This is a genomic window from Streptomyces coelicoflavus (assembly GCF_003112555.1).
In the GTDB taxonomy this organism is placed as follows: Bacteria; Actinomycetota; Actinomycetes; order Streptomycetales; family Streptomycetaceae; genus Streptomyces; species Streptomyces coelicoflavus.
The window spans coordinates 111783-127611 of sequence record NZ_BEWB01000005.1; the positions used below are offsets into that span (position 1 = coordinate 111783).

General features: G+C 73.4%; 16 protein-coding genes and 2 pseudogenes. 6 read left to right on the forward strand and 12 right to left on the reverse strand.

The features are described from left to right. Positions 1 to 40 precede the first annotated feature (40 nt). The 3 genes from Sco07f_RS12310 to Sco07f_RS12320 all read left to right on the forward strand — a co-directional run bounded on the left by Sco07f_RS12310 (position 41) and on the right by Sco07f_RS12320 (position 2212). Positions 41 to 961, forward strand: coding sequence for an ABC transporter ATP-binding protein (locus Sco07f_RS12310; RefSeq protein WP_007447132.1), 921 nt, complete (start codon positions 41 to 43; stop codon positions 959 to 961). A gap of 2 nt (positions 962 to 963) precedes the next feature. Next, a complete protein-coding gene (locus Sco07f_RS12315) occupies positions 964 to 1689 on the forward strand; it encodes an ABC transporter permease (protein ID WP_108987868.1) in 726 nt (241 codons plus the stop codon). An 82-nt stretch (positions 1690 to 1771) separates the two neighbouring features. Beyond that, complete coding sequence (locus Sco07f_RS12320) at positions 1772 to 2212, forward strand: hypothetical protein (protein WP_108987869.1); 441 nt, start codon at positions 1772 to 1774, stop codon at positions 2210 to 2212. Positions 2213 to 2221: 9 nt separating this feature from the next. On the opposite strand, the gene mug is transcribed toward Sco07f_RS12320, so the two are convergent. From mug to Sco07f_RS12350, 6 genes are all read right to left on the reverse strand, one after another. Then, positions 2222 to 2782 carry a G/U mismatch-specific DNA glycosylase gene (mug, locus tag Sco07f_RS12325; RefSeq protein WP_167468096.1) on the reverse strand — a complete coding sequence of 187 codons (561 nt, stop codon included), beginning with the start codon at positions 2780 to 2782 and terminating at the stop codon, positions 2222 to 2224. Continuing rightward, complete coding sequence (purB, locus tag Sco07f_RS12330) at positions 2779 to 4221, reverse strand: adenylosuccinate lyase (protein ID WP_054102722.1); 1443 nt, start codon at positions 4219 to 4221, stop codon at positions 2779 to 2781. Before purB ends, mug begins: the two co-directional genes overlap by 4 nt. An 85-nt stretch (positions 4222 to 4306) precedes the next feature. Further along, on the reverse strand, positions 4307 to 5089 hold the full coding sequence (locus tag Sco07f_RS12335; RefSeq protein WP_087792086.1) for an SGNH/GDSL hydrolase family protein: 783 nt from the start codon (positions 5087 to 5089) through the stop codon (positions 4307 to 4309). 106 nt (positions 5090 to 5195) lie between these two features. Then, entirely contained in the window at positions 5196 to 6209 is a 1014-nt protein-coding gene (locus tag Sco07f_RS12340; protein ID WP_087792087.1) for a hemolysin family protein, read from the reverse strand. Beyond that, positions 6206 to 7567 (reverse strand): hemolysin family protein, encoded by a 1362-nt coding sequence (locus Sco07f_RS12345; RefSeq protein WP_054102724.1) that lies wholly within the window; start codon positions 7565 to 7567, stop codon positions 6206 to 6208. The genes Sco07f_RS12340 and Sco07f_RS12345 overlap by 4 nt, the downstream gene beginning before the upstream one ends. Positions 7568 to 7649: 82 nt before the next feature. Beyond that, positions 7650 to 8075 carry a GNAT family N-acetyltransferase gene (locus Sco07f_RS12350; protein WP_087792089.1) on the reverse strand — a complete coding sequence of 142 codons (426 nt, stop codon included), beginning with the start codon at positions 8073 to 8075 and terminating at the stop codon, positions 7650 to 7652. Positions 8076 to 8184: 109 nt separating this feature from the next. Between Sco07f_RS12350 and Sco07f_RS12355 the strand changes: the two genes are divergently transcribed. Together Sco07f_RS12355 and Sco07f_RS12360 are read left to right on the forward strand one after the other, a co-directional pair. Further along, on the forward strand, positions 8185 to 8412 hold the full coding sequence (locus Sco07f_RS12355) for a toxin-antitoxin system HicB family antitoxin (protein ID WP_108987870.1): 228 nt from the start codon (positions 8185 to 8187) through the stop codon (positions 8410 to 8412). A 26-nt stretch (positions 8413 to 8438) separates the two neighbouring features. After that, positions 8439 to 8811, forward strand: a pseudogene (locus Sco07f_RS12360) (fic family toxin-antitoxin system, toxin component). 12 nt (positions 8812 to 8823) lie between these two features. Here the strand turns inward: Sco07f_RS12360 and Sco07f_RS12365 are convergent. The 4 genes and pseudogenes from Sco07f_RS12365 to bioB form a co-directional block, all read right to left on the reverse strand. Continuing rightward, positions 8824 to 9500: pseudogene (locus Sco07f_RS12365) on the reverse strand (class I SAM-dependent methyltransferase). A gap of 476 nt (positions 9501 to 9976) precedes the next feature. Next, positions 9977 to 10693: a dethiobiotin synthase gene (bioD, locus tag Sco07f_RS12370; RefSeq protein WP_054102726.1), complete on the reverse strand. Its 717-nt coding sequence runs from the start codon at positions 10691 to 10693 to the stop codon at positions 9977 to 9979. Position 10694: 1 nt separating this feature from the next. Further along, positions 10695 to 11981, reverse strand: coding sequence for an adenosylmethionine--8-amino-7-oxononanoate transaminase (locus tag Sco07f_RS12375; RefSeq protein WP_007447135.1), 1287 nt, complete (start codon positions 11979 to 11981; stop codon positions 10695 to 10697). Continuing rightward, positions 11974 to 13212 (reverse strand): biotin synthase BioB, encoded by a 1239-nt coding sequence (gene bioB / locus Sco07f_RS12380; RefSeq protein WP_108987871.1) that lies wholly within the window; start codon positions 13210 to 13212, stop codon positions 11974 to 11976. The genes Sco07f_RS12375 and bioB overlap by 8 nt, the downstream gene beginning before the upstream one ends. 150 nt (positions 13213 to 13362) lie before the next feature. On the opposite strand from bioB, the gene Sco07f_RS12385 reads away from it, so the two are divergent. Further along, positions 13363 to 14490 (forward strand): 8-amino-7-oxononanoate synthase, encoded by a 1128-nt coding sequence (locus Sco07f_RS12385; RefSeq protein WP_108987872.1) that lies wholly within the window; start codon positions 13363 to 13365, stop codon positions 14488 to 14490. Between the two features lie 42 nt (positions 14491 to 14532). On the opposite strand, the gene Sco07f_RS12390 is transcribed toward Sco07f_RS12385, so the two are convergent. Both Sco07f_RS12390 and Sco07f_RS12395 read right to left on the reverse strand, forming a co-directional pair. Continuing rightward, positions 14533 to 14763, reverse strand: coding sequence for a DUF397 domain-containing protein (locus tag Sco07f_RS12390; protein ID WP_087792096.1), 231 nt, complete (start codon positions 14761 to 14763; stop codon positions 14533 to 14535). Positions 14764 to 14784: 21 nt separating this feature from the next. Next, entirely contained in the window at positions 14785 to 15645 is an 861-nt protein-coding gene (locus tag Sco07f_RS12395) for a helix-turn-helix domain-containing protein (protein ID WP_007443145.1), read from the reverse strand. Positions 15646 to 15829 lie beyond the last annotated feature (184 nt).

Genomic DNA, 15829 nt, shown 5'->3' on the forward strand with positions numbered 1-15829 from the left:
GGGGAGGCCCCGCCCCCGCACGGACCGGCACGCTGCTGCCATGACCAGCATCGACGTCCAGAGCCTCACCAAGGAGTACGGCACCCGACGAGCCGTCGACGACCTCACCTTCACCGTGCGCCCCGGCCGCGTCACCGGCTTCCTCGGCCCCAACGGCGCCGGCAAGTCCACCACCATGCGGCTCGTGCTGGGCCTGGACCGGCCCACCTCGGGGACCGCGACCGTCGGCGGACGCTCCTACACCGCCCTCCAGGAGCCGCTGCGGCACGTCGGCGCCCTGCTCGACGCGCACGCCGCCCACGGCTCGCGCACCGCGCGGGACCACCTCCGCGTTCTGGCCGCGAGCAACCGCGTCCCCGCGCGACGGATCGACGAGGTGCTGGAGGAGACCGGCATCGCGTCCGTGGCCCGCCGCCGGGTGAAGACGTACTCCCTGGGCATGCGCCAGCGGCTGGGCATCGCCGCCGCGCTGCTGGGCGATCCCGAGGTGGTGATGCTGGACGAGCCGTCCAACGGGCTGGACCCCGAGGGCATCATCTGGATCCGCGAACTGCTGCGCCGCCTCGCGGCCGAGGGGCGCACGGTCCTGGTCTCCAGCCACCTGATGAACGAGACCGCGTCCTTCGCCGACCACCTGGTCGTCCTCGGCCGGGGCCGCCTGCTCGCCGACACGCCGATGCGGGAGTTCATCGACGCCCGCGTGCGGCCGCGGGTCCGCGTCCGGACGCCGGACGCGACCGCTCTGAAGGCCGCTCTCGCCCGGCACGGCCACGACGCCGTGGAACACGACGACGGGTACTGGACCGTGCACCACGCACGCGTGGACGACGTCGGCCGGATCGTGTCCGGCGCGGGCGTGCCCGTCCTCGAACTGGCCGCCGACGAAGGCACGCTGGAACAGGCCTACCTCGACCTGACCGCCACAGAGACCGAGTTCACCGCACAGCCCCAGGAGGCCTGACCATGAACCTCGCGCCCGTCCTCCGCGCGGAGGCGCTGAAAGTGCTCACCCTGCGCTCGCTGTGCGGCACCCTGCTGGCCCTGTTCGCCGCCACCACGGCGTTCTCCGCGCTGGCGGGAGTGTCCGACACCTCCGATCCGGACTTCGACCCGCTCTTCATGGCCCTGTCCGGGATCATGCCGGGCCAGATCGCCGCCATCGCCTTCGGCGCCGTCGTCGTCTCCAGCGAGTACCAGGGCAACGGGATCCGGCTCACCCTGGCCGCGGTTCCGCAGCGGGGGCGGTGGTTCGCGGCGAAGCTGGCGGTCGTCGCCGTCCCCGTCCTCGGGGTGGGACTGCTCACCGCGTCGGCCGCCCTGCTCGCCGCTCGCGCGGGCCTCGGCGCGGCGGCGGACGGGCTCACCGCCGGCGAGCAGGTCCGGGGCGTCGTGGGCTGCGGGATCTACCTCATGCTCATGGCCCTCTTCGCGGCCGGCCTGACCACCCTGTTCCGCAGCGGCGTCGCCACGCTGTCCACCCTGATCCCGTTCATCCTGATCGTCTCCTTCGTCATCGGGGACGCCGCGGGGACGGTCGCCGACTTCCTGCCGGACAAGGCCGGGCAGATCGTCCTGTACCAGACGCACGAAGGGACCCTGGGGCCCTGGACCGGGCTCGCGGTGACCGCGGTCTGGACGGCGGTCGCGCTCCTCGCCGGATTCTGGCAGCTGCGCCGCCGGGACGCCTGACCACCGGGACGCCTGACCACCGGAACGCGGTGGCCGGACTGACGGCCCGCCAATTGTCAGTGGCGGCGGGTTTACTGGACACATGGACATCGCGCGGCACCTCGCCCTCATCGACGAGCTGTGCTTCCGGCCCTTCCCGGCGGAACACGGCCCGTCGGACGGGGGCGCCGCGGGTCCCGGGCGCTTCACGGCCGTGCTGGCGAGCAGTCACGGCCTGCGCGGCAGCGACCCGGCGGAACGGGCGGCGACGGTGGAGCAGTACGAGAAGGGGCGGGACGCCCTCTACGAACGGCTCGCCCCGCGCTGGGGCGAGACGGCCCCCTGGAACCTGCGGACGGTCCTGCTGCGGACCGAGCGGGAGGAGATACCCGAGCCGTGGGCCGGCCTGAGCGTCCACGCGCGCGTGGCGTACCTCTGGGAGGCGGAGGGCACCGGCCGCTGGGTCGCGGTGGCCGTCGCCGACCGGGACGCCGCGGACGAGGTGCGGCTGCTCGCGGTCGTCACCGAGGAGGCGCCACCGTGACCACCCGGCCTACGCCTGGGACGGCCGCGCTTCCGCCGCGACCCGCAGCCGGGCGTACTCCTCCGCCATCGTCCGCGCCGTCCAGTGCGCGTTGAGCCCGCTAGGGTTGGGCAGCACCCACACCCGCGTGCCGCCGAACGTCCGCTCCTGCGGCCCCACTCGCGCCTTCCGCTCGTCGAAGGCCATCCGGTACGCGGTGACACCGACCACGGCCAGCCAACGGGGCCGCAGCCGCGCCACCTTGGCGACCAGCAGCCGCCCGCCCTCCCGGTACTCCTCGGCGGTCAGCTCGTCCGCCCGCGCACTGGCCCGCGCCACGACGTTCGTGATGCCGAGCCCGTAGGACGGGAGCTCGTCCTGCTCCGAGGGCTTCAGCAGCCGGGGGGTGAACCCGGACAGATGCAGGACCGGCCAGAAGCGGTTGCCGGGACGGGCGAAGTGGTGGCCCGTCGCCGCCGACAGCAGGCCCGGGTTGATGCCGCAGAACAGCACGTGGAGGCCGTCCGCGACGACGTCCGGCAGCAGACGGTCGCGGGCGGCCTCCAGCTCGGCCCGGGTGAAGCGGGTCAGAGGATGGCTCCCGGGGTGTAGCCGGCGGCCTCCGGGTGCCGCTTGACGATCGCGTCGATCCGTCCGACGACGACACCGACCTGGTCGGCCGCGGCGCCGGTGAACGAGAGCTTGTCGGCCATCAGGGCGTCCAGGGCGGCACGGTCCAGCGGGATGCGCTCGTCGGCGGCCAGCTTGTCGAGGAGCTCGTTGCGCTCGGCGCCCTGCTCGCGCATGGCCAGTGCGGAGGCGACGGCGTTCTCCTTGATCGCCTCGTGGGCGACCTCGCGGCCCACTCCGGCCCGCACCGCGCCCATCAGCACCTTGGTGGTAGCGAGGAACGGCAGGTAGCGGTCCAGCTCCCGGGCCACGACGGCCGGGAAGGCACCGAACTCGTCGAGCACGGTCAGGAACGTCTCCAGGAGCCCGTCCAGCGCGAAGAACGCGTCCGGGAGCGCCACCCGGCGCACCACCGAGCAGGACACGTCGCCCTCGTTCCACTGGTCGCCCGCCAGCTCGCCGGTCATCGAGGCGTAGCCGCGCAGGATCACCATGAGGCCGTTGACGCGCTCGCAGGAGCGGGTGTTCATCTTGTGCGGCATCGCGGACGAGCCGACCTGGCCGGGCTTGAAGCCCTCGGTGACCAGCTCGTGCCCGGCCATCAGCCGGATCGTCTTGGCCAGCGAGGAGGGCGCCGCCGCCAGCTGCACCAGGGCGGTGACGACCTCGTAGTCCAGGGAGCGCGGGTAGACCTGGCCGACCGAGGTGAAGGCCTCGGAGAAGCCCAGGTGCCCGGCGATCCGCTGCTCCAGCTCGGCGAGCTTGCCCGCGTCGCCGCCCAGCAGGTCCAGCATGTCCTGCGCGGTGCCGACCGGACCCTTGATGCCGCGCAGCGGGTAGCGGCCGAGCAGCTCCTCCACCCGGCCGTACGCCACGAGCAGCTCGTCGGCAGCGGTGGCGAACCGCTTGCCCAGCGTCGTGGCCTGCGCGGCGACGTTGTGGGAGCGGCCGGCCATGACCAGCTCGCCGTACTCGCCGGCCAGCTTGCCGAGGCGGGCCAGGACGGCCACCGAGCGGTCCCGGATCAGCTCGAGGGAGAGCCGGACCTGGAGCTGCTCGACGTTCTCCGTGAGGTCGCGGGAGGTCATGCCCTTGTGCACGTGCTCGTGCCCGGCGAGGTCGTTGAACTCCTCGATCCGAGCCTTCACGTCGTGCCGGGTGACCTTCTCGCGCTCGGCGATCGAGGCCAGGTCGACCTGGTCGAGGACGCGCTCGTAGTCGGCGATCGCGGCGTCGGGCACCTCGATGCCCAGATCCTTCTGGGCCCGCAGCACGGCGAGCCAGAGCTGCCGCTCGAGCCTCACCTTCTGCTCGGGCGACCAGAGCGTGGCGAGCTCGACGGAGGCGTAGCGTCCGGCGAGGACGTTCGGGATGCGGGGCTTGGCGGGAGCGGAAGTCACGTGGACGGATTCTACTGGCGATTCGTGCAGGTCGGCGCCGCGGGGCCGTTCGTCGGAACCTACGAAGCGCCCGTGGTGCCGGGGATCACCGCGCGGGGTCCTCGTAGGGCAGCAGGTCCGGGCGCTTGGGCGGCAGGCCGTCCCCGGACGAGCGGCCGGTCAGCCTGCGGCCTATCCAGGGCAGCAGATGCTGCCGGGTGAACCGGACGTCCGCGGTCCTGCGCGCCATCCAGCCCGGCGGCGGCGTCGCCGGAACAGGCGCGTGCCACTCGGAGTCCTCCGGCTCGTGGCCGAGCGACTGCCACACCGCCTCCGCGACCCGGCGGTGGCCCTCGGCGGTCAGGTGCAGCCGGTCCACGTCCCACAGCCGCGGATCGGCCAGCGACCGGGCCGAGTACAGGTCGACGACCACGGCGCCGTGCCGCTCCGCGAGGTCGTCGATGACGGCGAACAGCGCCTCCATCCGAGGCCGGAACCGCTCGAGCACCGGACCCTGACGGCCCGGGCTGCGCATCAGCACCAGCTGCTCGCAGTGCGGCGCGAGCCGCTCCACGGCCTGGGTCAGCAGGTCCCGTACGCGGGCCATGTCGCACTTGGGCCGCAGTGTGTCGTTGAGCCCGCCGACCAGCGTGATCACGTCGGCTCCCATGGCCGCGGCCACGTCCACCTGCTCGTCGACGATCTGCTCGATCAGCTTTCCCCGCACCGCCAGGTTGGCGTACCGGAAACCGGGGGAGCGGGCCGCCATCCGCGCGGCGAGCAGGTCGGCCCATCCCCGGTAGGAGCCGTCGGGCAGCAGGTCCGACATGCCCTCGGTGAAGGAGTCGCCGACGGCGACGAGACTGGTGTATGTGGGGTTCGTCTGCATGGCGAACGAAATGGTAGCCCCTGCACATACCCGCCGGTCGGTCACCCTCGGGCAGCGGCAGCGGCAGCGGCAATGGCAATGGCAGTGCCCGGTAGGCCGTCGCCGCTCACGTCCGCTGCCCGAACAGCTCCCGCAGTACGTCCTCCATGGTCACCAGGCCCGCGAGCCGCCCGTCCGAGCCGAGCACGGCCGCCAGATGGGTGCGGCTGCGCCGCATGGCGGTGAGCACGTCGTCCAGCGGGGTGCGCTCGCGCACCCGGGCGATGGGGCGCATGTCCCGCAGCCGGAACGGCAGGTCCCGCGGCGAGGCGTCCAGGGCGTCCTTCACGTGCAGGTAGCCGACGATCCGCCGCCCGTCGTCCACCACCGGGAAACGGGAGAACCCCGACTGCGCCGACAGCCGCTCCAGCTGCTCCGGGGTGATGCCCACGCGCGCGTGGACGACGCGCTCCAGCGGCAGCACCACGTCCCGCACCGGCCGCCGGCCGAGCTCCAGGGCGTCGTGCAGCCGCTCCCTGGCCCGGTCGTCGATCAGCCCCGCCTCGCCGGCGTCCTTGACGATCTCCGCCAGCTCCGCGTCCGTGAAGGTCGCCGCCACCTCGTTCTTCGCCTCGACCCTGAGCAGCTTGAGCAGCCCGTTGGCGAAGGCGTTGACCGTGAAGATCACCGGACGCAGGGCCCGGGACAGCGCCACCAGCGGCGGCCCGAGGATCAGCGCGCTGCGCACCGGCTCGGCCAGCGCGATGTTCTTGGGCACCATCTCGCCGAGCAGCATGTGCAGATACGTCGCCAGCGCCAGGGCGATCACGAAGGAGACCGCGTGCCCGGCCCCCGACGGCACGCCCATCGCGTGGAACACCGGCTCCAGCAGGTGCGCGATCGCCGGTTCCGCGACGATGCCGAGGACCAGCGTGCACAGCGTGATGCCGAGCTGCGCCGCCGCCAGCAGCGCCGACACGTGCTCCAGGCCCCACAGCACGCGCCTGGCACGGGCGTCGCCCTCCTCCGCGTACGGCTCCACCTGACTGCGGCGCACCGAGATCAGCGCGAACTCCGCGCCCACGAAGAACGCGTTGACGACCAGCGTCGCCAGACCGATCAGCAGCTGTACGGCGGTCACCGGCCGGCCTCCCCTTCGTCCTCCCCGGCGCCGGAGCCCGGGCCGGCCGCGTCGTTCAGCGGGGCGTGCATGAGCACCCTGGCGGCCCTGCGTCCCGTGGCGTCCACGACGTCCAGCCGCCAGCCGGAGACGTCAACGCTGTCGCCGACGGCGGGGATGTGCCCGAGACCGGCCGCAACCAGCCCCGCGACCGTCTCGTACGGCCCCTCCGGCACCCGCAGCCCCAGCCGCTCGAGCCGGTCCACGCGTGCCGAGCCGTCGGCCCAGTACAGGGCGTGCCCCTCCTCGTCCGTGCCGGCCGGGTCGACGTCGGGCGTCTCGTGCGGATCGTGCTCGTCCCGCACCTGGCCGACGACCTCCTCGACGATGTCCTCCAGCGTGGCCACGCCCGCCGTCCCGCCGTACTCGTCGATCACCACGGCCATCGTGCGCCGTCCGGAGAGCCGGTCCAGGAGCCGGTCCACGGTCAGGGACTCGGGGACCAGGAGCGGCTCGCGCATGAGGTCGGCGACCGGCATCCCGGGCCGCCGCTCGGCGGGCACCGCGAGGACGTCCTTGACGTGCGCCGTGCCGACCACGGCGTCGAGGGACTCCCGGTAGACGGGGAACCGGGACAGTCCCGTCGCCCGGGTCGCGTTCGCCACGTCCTCGCACGTCGCCCGCGCCTCCAGGGCCACGACCTGGACCCGCGGGGTCATCACCTGCTGCGCCGTCAGGTCGGCCAGGTTCAGGGTGCGCACGAACAACTCGGCGGTGTCGGCCTCCAGCGCGCCCTCCTTGGCCGAGTGCCGGGCGAGCGCCGCCAGCTCCTGCGGCCCGCGCGCGGACGCCAGTTCCTCGGCGGGCTCCACGCCGAAGCGGCGCACGACGCGGTTGGCGGTGTTGTTCAGATGGGTGATGAAAGGGCGGAAGACCGCGCTGAACCAGCGTTGCGGGCCGCCCACCCGCTTGGCCACGGCCAGCGGCGAGGAGATCGCCCAGTTCTTCGGCACCAGCTCGCCGACGATCATCAGGAACACCGTCGACAGGGCCGTGCCCAGCACCAGTGCCAGCGAGGAGGCCGCCGAACGGGACACGCCCAGATCCTCCAGCGGCCCGGAGATCAGCGCCGCGACCGACGGCTCGGCGAGCATGCCGACCACCAGGTTGGTGACGGTGATGCCCAGCTGCGCGCCGGAGAGCTGGAAGGTCAGGTTCCGTACGCCCTTCAGGGCGCTCGCCGCGCCCCGCTCGCCGCGCTCCGCCGCGCGCTCCAGTTCGCCCCGTTCGACGGTGGTCAGCGAGAACTCGGCCGCGACGAAGGCGCCGCACGCGAGCGAGAGCAGGATCGCCACCAGCAGCAGGAGCAGTTCGGTCATCGGGTCACCTCGAAACCATGATCGGCCAGGAACCGGAGGTCCGCCCGATGTTCAAGCCTTCAACCTTTCGCCTCGCGGCCGCTCATCGGGTGAGGTGCTTCACCCAGCGCCGCCACTGCTCCTGCGGCTCGTACCCGGCGGCCCGCCATGCATGCTGGGCCCGCTCGTTGCGCACCAGCACCATCGCGTCCCCGCGGCGCCCGCCGAGCCGTACGAACCGCTCGTCGGCCGCCGCGAGCAGGGCCGAGCCGATGCCCCGGCGCCGGTGGTCCGGGTGCACCGCCAGCCGGTACAGGTGGCAGCGCCAGCCGTCGAAGCCCGCGATCACCGTGCCCACCAGCTCCCCGCCGCGCTCGGCCAGGAGCAGCGCCCCGGGGTCGCGTGCCACCAGGCGCTCCACTCCGTCCCGGTCGTCGCTGATGCTCGTTCCCTCGGCGGCCGTCTTCCAGAAGGCCAGCACGGTGTCCAGGTCCTCGGGCCCGGCGGGCCGTATGCGCAGATCCGTCATGCCGCGATCCCACCACGGGCGCCGGACCCCGGCCCGGGGTTTCCGGCATGCGGACCGCCGCGGCGACCGGGCCTTGCCGCTGCTAGCGTCCCGGCGCTAGCTTCTAGGTATGGCGAAGACCCAGAAGGCCCAGCTGAACGTGCGGGTGGACGAGGGCACCGCCCGGGCGGCCCGCGAGAAGGCCCTGTCCCGGGGGATGAGCGTCAACCGCTACATCGAGGAACTGGTCCGGCAGGACACCGGCGAGGCCGGCCACACCTTCGTGGAGGCCGCCGCCGACTTCATGCGGCAGTACGAGAAGGTGTTCGCCGAGGAGGCCGGCGAGGGCCGGCACTGAGCTGCCGCTGAGCCCTCGCGCCCCGGATGAACGACCTCACCATCGATCTCGCCTGGCTGCTGATGCTCGCCGAGCAGCGCACCCCCGGTGACCCCCGGGTCACCGAGGGGAGCGCTCGTCGCGGCCGTCGCCCGCCACCGGGCCGAGATATTCGACACCCCCGTCTACGCCACTCCGCACGCCCGCGCCGCCGCACTGCTCCAACTGCTGATCCACGTCCCTGCGCTGGAACGCTCCAACGCCCTGTTCGCCTCCGCGGTCGCCTACGCCTACCTGGTCGCGAGCGGGATCAAGGTCACCCCCGTGCCCGAGCAGGTGCGGGACCTCGCGCTGCTGGTCAAGCGGGGCGAGGCGTCGGTCGAGGAGATCGCGGACGAACTCCGCCGGTGGAGCGTGTGACCGTGCCACGGTTCAGGAGGGCCGCCAGGCCGTGCCCAGGACGCAGTACGAACTGGGCAACGCCGGCCCGTTCTCCGGCATCATCGTCCGCCGGTAGGGCCCGAGCACGAACCCCGCGTCCCGCAGCGCCGCGACCGGTTCCCGGGACAGGTGGCAGCCGCCGGACAGCGGAGGCCACAGCGTCCGGTCCAGCGCGCGCTGGGTGAAGGTCATCGCCCGCCCGCCGCCCCGGCCGTGCTCGAAGAACCGCACCGCCCGCCGGGCCGCAACACCCGCCGCAACTCCGCGAGCGCCCGCGGCACGTCCCGGACGCTGCACAGCACCAGCGAGACCACGGCCGCGTCGAAGGCCTCGCTCTTGACCGGCAGCGCCTCCGCCGCGCCCGGCGCCACGTCCACCGGTACCCGGGCGTGCTGCGCCGCATCGACCGCCAACGTCCGCAGCACGCGCTCCGGTTCGATGGCGACGACCTCGGAGACGGTGCCCGGGTAGTGCGAGAAGTTCAGCCCGTTGCCCGCGCCGACCTCGATCACCCGCCCGGAGAGCCCGGTGAGCAGCCGTTCACGGACGCGCGCCATGCCCATCCGGGTCTCGGCACCCACACTGATCCGGGCGTAGCAGCGGGCGAACAGCGGATGGTGCACGGCGTCCCGCGGCACCCCGCGGGTCCGGGCGGATCGCAGCGGCATGGGGACCTCCCTCACGAGGCGGTGCCTTACCGCGATTCTCCCCCGCCGAGGCCCGGCGCACCCACCGCGCGAGCGACTCGCCCGGAGCCCGCCTGCTCGGCCAGGGGCCGGAGCTCCGGGGTCCGGCGGCCCGTCGGGGTACGGCGCCGCCCCGAGGGCCGGCTGCGGCGACCGGCGGCGGCTGCCGAAACCACCCGGCCAGGGTGAATGCGTCCACCCCGGGCACCCGCCCGCCGCAGTGCCGGCGAGTGGCACGGTCCCGCACCCTCCGGGGCCACCCATCACGGACGTCCCGGCGGTGTGTGGTCCCTCGCCGCCTGCCCCGGCGCCGCCCGCAGGTGCCGTCACGGGCGACGCGTACAGAAGACCCCCTGGTCAGGGCGCCTGCCCAGCACCGAACGAGCCCGTGCCCCGGGGCGTCCCGCCGGTGCGGGGCGTCGCCTGCCCCGCGCCGTCCGTCGTGGGCGCGTCGTCGGTCACGCGCCGTGCCGCGTGCCGAAGGCCTCCGCGTCCCACGTGCCGTGCAGCGGCGGTGCCAGCCATTGCGGTGCCGCCGACCGGAAACCGGCCGGGACGAGGGACCCCGCTCCGGCCGGGACGGCGCCGAGCAGGGGAGCGCCGGACACGTCCGGGAGGTCCGCGAGGTTGCAGCGGGCGGCGAGGTCCGGGGAGCCGGGCCAGCTGCCGATCACCAGCCCCGGCAGCTCCAGCCCCCGGGACCGCAGTTCGCGCGCCGTCAGCTCCGTGGTGTTCAGCGTGCCCAGCCCCGCCGACGTCACCAGCAGCACCGGTGCGCCCAGCAGACCGGCCACGTCCGCCAGCGTGCCGCCGGCCGCGTCGAAGCGTACGAGCAGCCCGCCCGCACCCTCGACCAGCACCAGGTCGTGCTCGGTGGCCAGTTTCGCAGCGGTCTCCGCGACCTCCGGCGGGTGCACCGGCGCCCGCCCGGCCCGGCGCGCGGCCGTGCCCGGTGCCAAGGGCTCGGGGAAGCGGGCCACTTCGGCGACCGTCACGTCACCCGCGAGCCGGGCCACCTCCCGGGCGTCCCCGGCCTCGTCCGGACCCACGCCCGTCTGCGCGGCCTTCAGCACGGCCACCGACCGGCCGTCCGCCAGCGCCGCCGCGGCGACGGCGGCGGTCACGACGGTCTTGCCGACCTCCGTACCCGTGCCCGTGATCACCAGTACCGGCATCTCATCCCTCCCGTGCCGCCGCGCACACCGCGCGGGCGATCCGTGCCACGTCCGCGTCGCCCGTGACGTACGGCGGCATGGTGTAGACCAGGTCGCGGAACGGACGCAGCCACACACCCTCGCGCACCGCCGCCCGGGTCGCCGCCCGCATGTCGACGTCGTGGTCGAGCTGCACCACTCCGATCGCGCCGAGTACGCGTACGTCCCGGACCCCCGGCAACTCGGCGGCGGGCGCGAGCCCCGCGCCCAGGCCCGCCTCGATCCGCTTGACCTCCCCGAGCCAGTCCTGCCCGAGCAGCAGCCCGATCGACGCGCACGCCACCGCGGCGGCCAGCGGATTGCCCATGAACGTCGGACCGTGGGCCAGCACCGGCACCTCGCCGCGCGAGATGCCCTCGGCCACCCGCGACGTGCACAGGGTGGCCGCCATCGTGAGGTAGCCGCCGGTCAGCGCCTTGCCCACACACATCACGTCCGGCGTCACCGCCGCGTGCTCCGCCGCGAACAACGCGCCCGTGCGCCCGAACCCGGTGGCGATCTCGTCGAACACCAGCAGCACGCCGTGCGCGTCGCACGCCTCGCGCAGCACCCGCAGGTACGCGGGGGAGTGGAAGCGCATCCCGCCCGCGCCCTGCACCACCGGCTCCACGATCACCGCGGCCAGTTCGTCGGCGTGCCGCTCGACCATCGACCGCAGGTGGTCGGCGTACGTCTCCTCGTACTCCGCCGGGGGCGCGTCCGCGAAGACCTGGCGCGGCAGGACGCCGGACCAGAGCTCGTGCATGCCGCCCTCCGGGTCGCACACCGACATGGGCTGCCAGGTGTCGCCGTGGTAGCCGCCGCGCCAGGTGAGCAGGCGCCGCTTGCCGGGGCGGCCGAGCGAACGCCAGTACTGGAGGCACATCTTCACGGCGACCTCGACCGACACCGACCCGGAGTCGGCGAGGAACACGTGCTCCAGCCCTTCGGGTGACATGTCGACAAGGAGCTTCGCCAGCCGCACGGCGGGCTCGTGGGTGAGCCCGCCGAACATGACGTGGCTCATCCGCTCCAACTGCTCGCGTGCCGCCTCGTTCAGCACCGGGTGGTTGTAGCCGTGGATCGCCGACCACCAGGACGACATCCCGTCGACCAGTTCGCCGGAGCCGTCGGCGGGCCGCAGCCGCACCCCGCTCGCCGACTCCACGACGAGCGGGTCCTGCCGGCCGGGCATGGGCCCGTAGGGGTGCCAGACGTGCCGCCGGTCGAGGGCCAGCAACTCGGCGACGTTCAGCGCGGGCTCAGGCATTGGGCGCGAGGTCCGTACCGGCGCCGCGGCGGCGCACCGCCACCAGGTCCGTGCGGGGCTCCTCGGCGCGTGCCGCCGGTGCAGGGGCGCACACTCCACCACCGGCGTGCGACCCGCAGCCCGCGTCGCCGTCCGCGCCCTCGTGGGAGCCGCAGCCGCCCCCGCCCTCGTGCGAGCCGCAGCCGGCCCCGCCCTCGTGCGAGCCGCAGCCGCCACCCCGCACGGCGGCGCGGTGCTCCGGCAGCGTGACCTCGCCGGCGCCCTCCACCTCGAAACCGGCGTCCGCGATCATCTCCAGGTCCGTGTGGCCCGCCTGGCCCTCGCTGGTGAGGTAGTCGCCGAGGAAGATCGAGTTGGCCAGGTGCAGGGCGAGCGGCTGCATCGTGCGCAGGTGCACCTCGCGCCCGCCGGCGATGCGCACCTCGACGTCCGGGCAGACGAACCGCGTCATCGCCAGGATGCGCAGGCACCGCTGCGGGGTGAGGTGCCACTCCTTGGCCAGCGGCGTGCCCTCCATCGGGATCAGGAAGTTGACCGGCACCGAGTCCGGGTCCAGCTCGCGCAGCGAGAAGACCACGTCGACCAGGTCCTCGTCGCTCTCACCCATGCCCGCGATGAGACCCGAGCAGGCGGACAGGCCGGCCGCGTGCGCCTTGTTCACCGTGTCCACCCGGTCGGCGTACGTGTGCGTGGTCGTGATGTCGCCGTACGTCGACTCGGAGGTGTTGAGGTTGTGGTTGTAGGCGTCGGCCCCGGCCTCCCGCAGCCGCTCCGCCTGCCCGTCGGAGAGCAGGCCCAGGCAGGCGCACACCTCGACGGACTCGTTCTGCTCCTTGATGGCCTTGATGGTGTCCGACACCCGGTCCACGTCCCGGTCGGTCGGACCGCGTCCGCTGGCCACCAGGCACACCCGCTTGGCACCCCCGGACACCCCCGCCGCGGCGGCCGCGGAGGCCTGGTCGGGCTTGAGCCAGGTGTACTTGAGGATCTCCGCCTTGGAGCCCAGCCGCTGCGAGCAGTAGGAGCAGTCCTCGGGGCACAGGCCCGACTTGAGGTTGACGAGGTAGTTGAGTTTCACCCGTCGGCCGAACCAGTGACGGCGCACCTTGCCGGCCGCGGCCACCACATCGAGCACGTCGTCGTCGGAAGTGGCGAGGACGGCGAGCGCCTCCTCGCGGGTCGGCGACTCGCGCCGAAGCCCCTTGTCCACCAGCGTGTTCAGCAGGTCCATGAGAGCCGATCCTGTCGTACGGGGCCGTCCGCGGCCAAGGAGACTTCGCACAACACTGACAGATCGACGTGTGGGTATTGCCACACCTCGCGGGGGTGGCCGGACCGCTAATGTCTGTTCATTGCCTACAAAACCCCGGAGGGCCGCCCCATGGCGTTCAGCTGGATCGACGAGCAGGACCGGGCGCGCCGCGAGGCCGGACTCGTACGGGTTCTGCGCCCGCGTCCGGCGGTGTCGCCGCTGCTGGACCTGGCGAGCAACGACTACCTGGGACTCGCCCGGCACCCGGAGGTCGTCGAGGGGGCGGTCCGGGCCGCGCGGACCTGGGGCGGCGGCGCGACCGGCTCACGGCTCGTGACCGGCACGACCGCACTGCACACCGAACTCGAGCGCGAACTGGCCGAGTTCTGCGGGTTCGAGGCGGCGCTCGTCCTCTCCTCCGGCTACGCGGCCAACCTCGCCGCGGTCACCGCGCTGGCCCCGCACGGAAGTCTCGTCGTCTCCGACGCGGGCAACCACGCCTCGCTGATCGACGGCTGCCGGCTCGCCCGCGGCACCACCCAGGTCGTGGGGCACGCCGACCCGGACGCCGTGCGCAAGGCACTGGCGACGCACGACGGACCCGCCGTGGCCGTCTCCGACACGGTCTTCTCGGTCGACGGCGACGCCGCGCCCCTGACCGCGCTCGCCGGGGCGTGCCGGGAACACGGGGCCGGGCTGGTCGTCGACGACGCCCACGGGCTCGGCGTCCTCGGGGACGGCGGCCGGGGCGCCCCGCAGGGGGCGGGCCTCGCGGGCCGCGACGACGTCGTCGTCACCGTCACGCTGTCCAAGTCGCTCGGCGCCCAGGGCGGCGCCGTGCTGGGGCCCGCCCGGGTCGTCGACCACCTGGTCAACGCGGCCCGTACGTTCATCTTCGACACCGGACTCGCTCCCGCCGCGGCGGGAGCGGCCCTGGCGGCGCTCAGGCTGCTCGGCCGCGAGCCGGAGCGTGCGGCGCGGGCCCGCGCCGTCGCCGCCGAACTGCACGCACGCCTGACCGCCGCGGGTCTGGACGCGGTACGTCCGGACGCCGCGGTCGTCTCGGTGCGTGCGCCCTCCCCGGAGGAGGCCGTGCGATGGGCGGCCGACTGCCGAGCGGCCGGCCTGTCCGTGGGCTGTTTCCGCCCTCCCTCCGTGCCCGACGGGATCTCACGGCTCAGGCTGACCGCTCGTGGGGACCTCTCCGGGGACCAGATCGAACGCGCAGTGCGGGTGATCGGCGAAACGCGGCCATGAGTCGGCGTGACACGGCCGTGCGTCGTCCGGCGTCCGGAGTGGTCAGCCGCGGTGGACGCCGGCGGTGAACGCCGTCCAACTCCCGGGGGAGAAGAGCAGGGCGGGGCCGGCCGGGTTCTTGGAGTCGCGCACGGCGAGCAGCCCGGCCCAGGGGCCGGCCGGCGGACGGGCCGTCTCGACGCAGTTGTTCGCGCCGGTGCTGTAGCTGCTGCGCAGCCACCGGGCGCCGGTCATATCCGTGCTGACAGGGATGTTCCGGGGAAGTTCGGACATGGAGCCTGACATGGTGCCTCCTTACGCGCCTGCCGCGGTCGCGGCGATGAAGTCCAACGAGTCCTCGGGCGAAAGGGCATGGATCAGAAGGGCGTTGAAGGCCTCGGTGTAGGCCTCTAGGTCTTCTTTCCGTTCGAGGTGCAGGCTACTCGTCAAGTGGTCGAGAACAACCACGTCGAGATCAGAAGTGCTCGAAAAAGAGAAGATTACGAAAGGGCCGGTGACACCGATGTGCGCCCCGGCGGCAAACGGGAGCACCTGGAGCCGGACGTGGGGGAGTCGCGCGGCCTCGACCAGCCGGGCCAGTTGACGGGCCATCACGCCGGGGCCGCCCACCTCCCGGCGCAGCACCGCCTCGTCCAGGACCGCGCTCAGCGCCAGCGGCGGCTGTGCCCGCAGCACGTCCTGCCGGGCCAGCCGCACCTCCACCAGCGTGTCCAGCCGTCCCTCCGGCAGCTGGTCCACCGCGGCCCGCGTCACCGCGCGGGCGTACTCCGGCGTCTGGAGCAGACCGGGGACCACGGTGGTCTCCAGCGTGCGCATCGCGCTGGCCTGCGACTCCAGGCTGATGAAGTCGCGGTAGGTCGGGGGCAGCACCCCGCGGTAGGCGTGCCACCAGTCGTTGCGGCCGCCCGTCCCGTCCTGGCGCGCCAGCGTCACCAGGAGCCCCCGCAACTGCTCGTCGTGCACGCCGTAGACGTCCAGCAGTAACCGCACGTCGGCCGGTTTCGTCCCGCTCGTCCCGGTCTCGATCCGGCTGACCTTCGACTGGTGCCAGCCCACGAGCCGGGCCGCCTCGCCGCTGGTGATGCCCGCCGAGGTGCGCAGGGCGCGCAGTTCCGCGCCCAGCTTCCGGCGGCGCACCACGGGACCGTGCTGCATGGGACAACTCCCTTACTCCTTATGAGTCGCCCAAATACGCTCTGCCGTCGCAGAGTTCACCGCTTCGAGCGACAGATATATGCATATCTTGGTGGATCGCCGCCCTTCCTGGGCCTGGTGATGGCAGTCTGGCGGCGAAGCACCAGTCCGGGACCGTACTCGAACGATCCGCTCCGTGTCGGGC

Coding starts and splice junctions, on each gene's coding strand:
- bioD (WP_054102726.1), bottom strand. CDS start 10,693: ATGCCGGTACTGGTGATCACGGGCACGGGTACGGAGGTCGGCAAGACC.
- Sco07f_RS12385 (WP_108987872.1), top strand. CDS start 13,363: ATGGCGTTCAGCTGGATCGACGAGCAGGACCGGGCGCGCCGCGAGGCC.
- Sco07f_RS12345 (WP_054102724.1), bottom strand. CDS start 7,567: ATGACCGAACTGCTCCTGCTGCTGGTGGCGATCCTGCTCTCGCTCGCG.
- bioB (WP_108987871.1), bottom strand. CDS start 13,212: ATGGACCTGCTGAACACGCTGGTGGACAAGGGGCTTCGGCGCGAGTCG.
- Sco07f_RS12320 (WP_108987869.1), top strand. CDS start 1,772: ATGGACATCGCGCGGCACCTCGCCCTCATCGACGAGCTGTGCTTCCGG.
- Sco07f_RS12310 (WP_007447132.1), top strand. CDS start 41: ATGACCAGCATCGACGTCCAGAGCCTCACCAAGGAGTACGGCACCCGA.
- Sco07f_RS12395 (WP_007443145.1), bottom strand. CDS start 15,645: ATGCAGCACGGTCCCGTGGTGCGCCGCCGGAAGCTGGGCGCGGAACTG.
- Sco07f_RS12335 (WP_087792086.1), bottom strand. CDS start 5,089: ATGCAGACGAACCCCACATACACCAGTCTCGTCGCCGTCGGCGACTCC.
- Sco07f_RS12375 (WP_007447135.1), bottom strand. CDS start 11,981: ATGCCTGAGCCCGCGCTGAACGTCGCCGAGTTGCTGGCCCTCGACCGG.
- Sco07f_RS12350 (WP_087792089.1), bottom strand. CDS start 8,075: ATGACGGATCTGCGCATACGGCCCGCCGGGCCCGAGGACCTGGACACC.
- Sco07f_RS12355 (WP_108987870.1), top strand. CDS start 8,185: ATGGCGAAGACCCAGAAGGCCCAGCTGAACGTGCGGGTGGACGAGGGC.
- Sco07f_RS12390 (WP_087792096.1), bottom strand. CDS start 14,763: ATGTCCGAACTTCCCCGGAACATCCCTGTCAGCACGGATATGACCGGC.
- Sco07f_RS12315 (WP_108987868.1), top strand. CDS start 964: ATGAACCTCGCGCCCGTCCTCCGCGCGGAGGCGCTGAAAGTGCTCACC.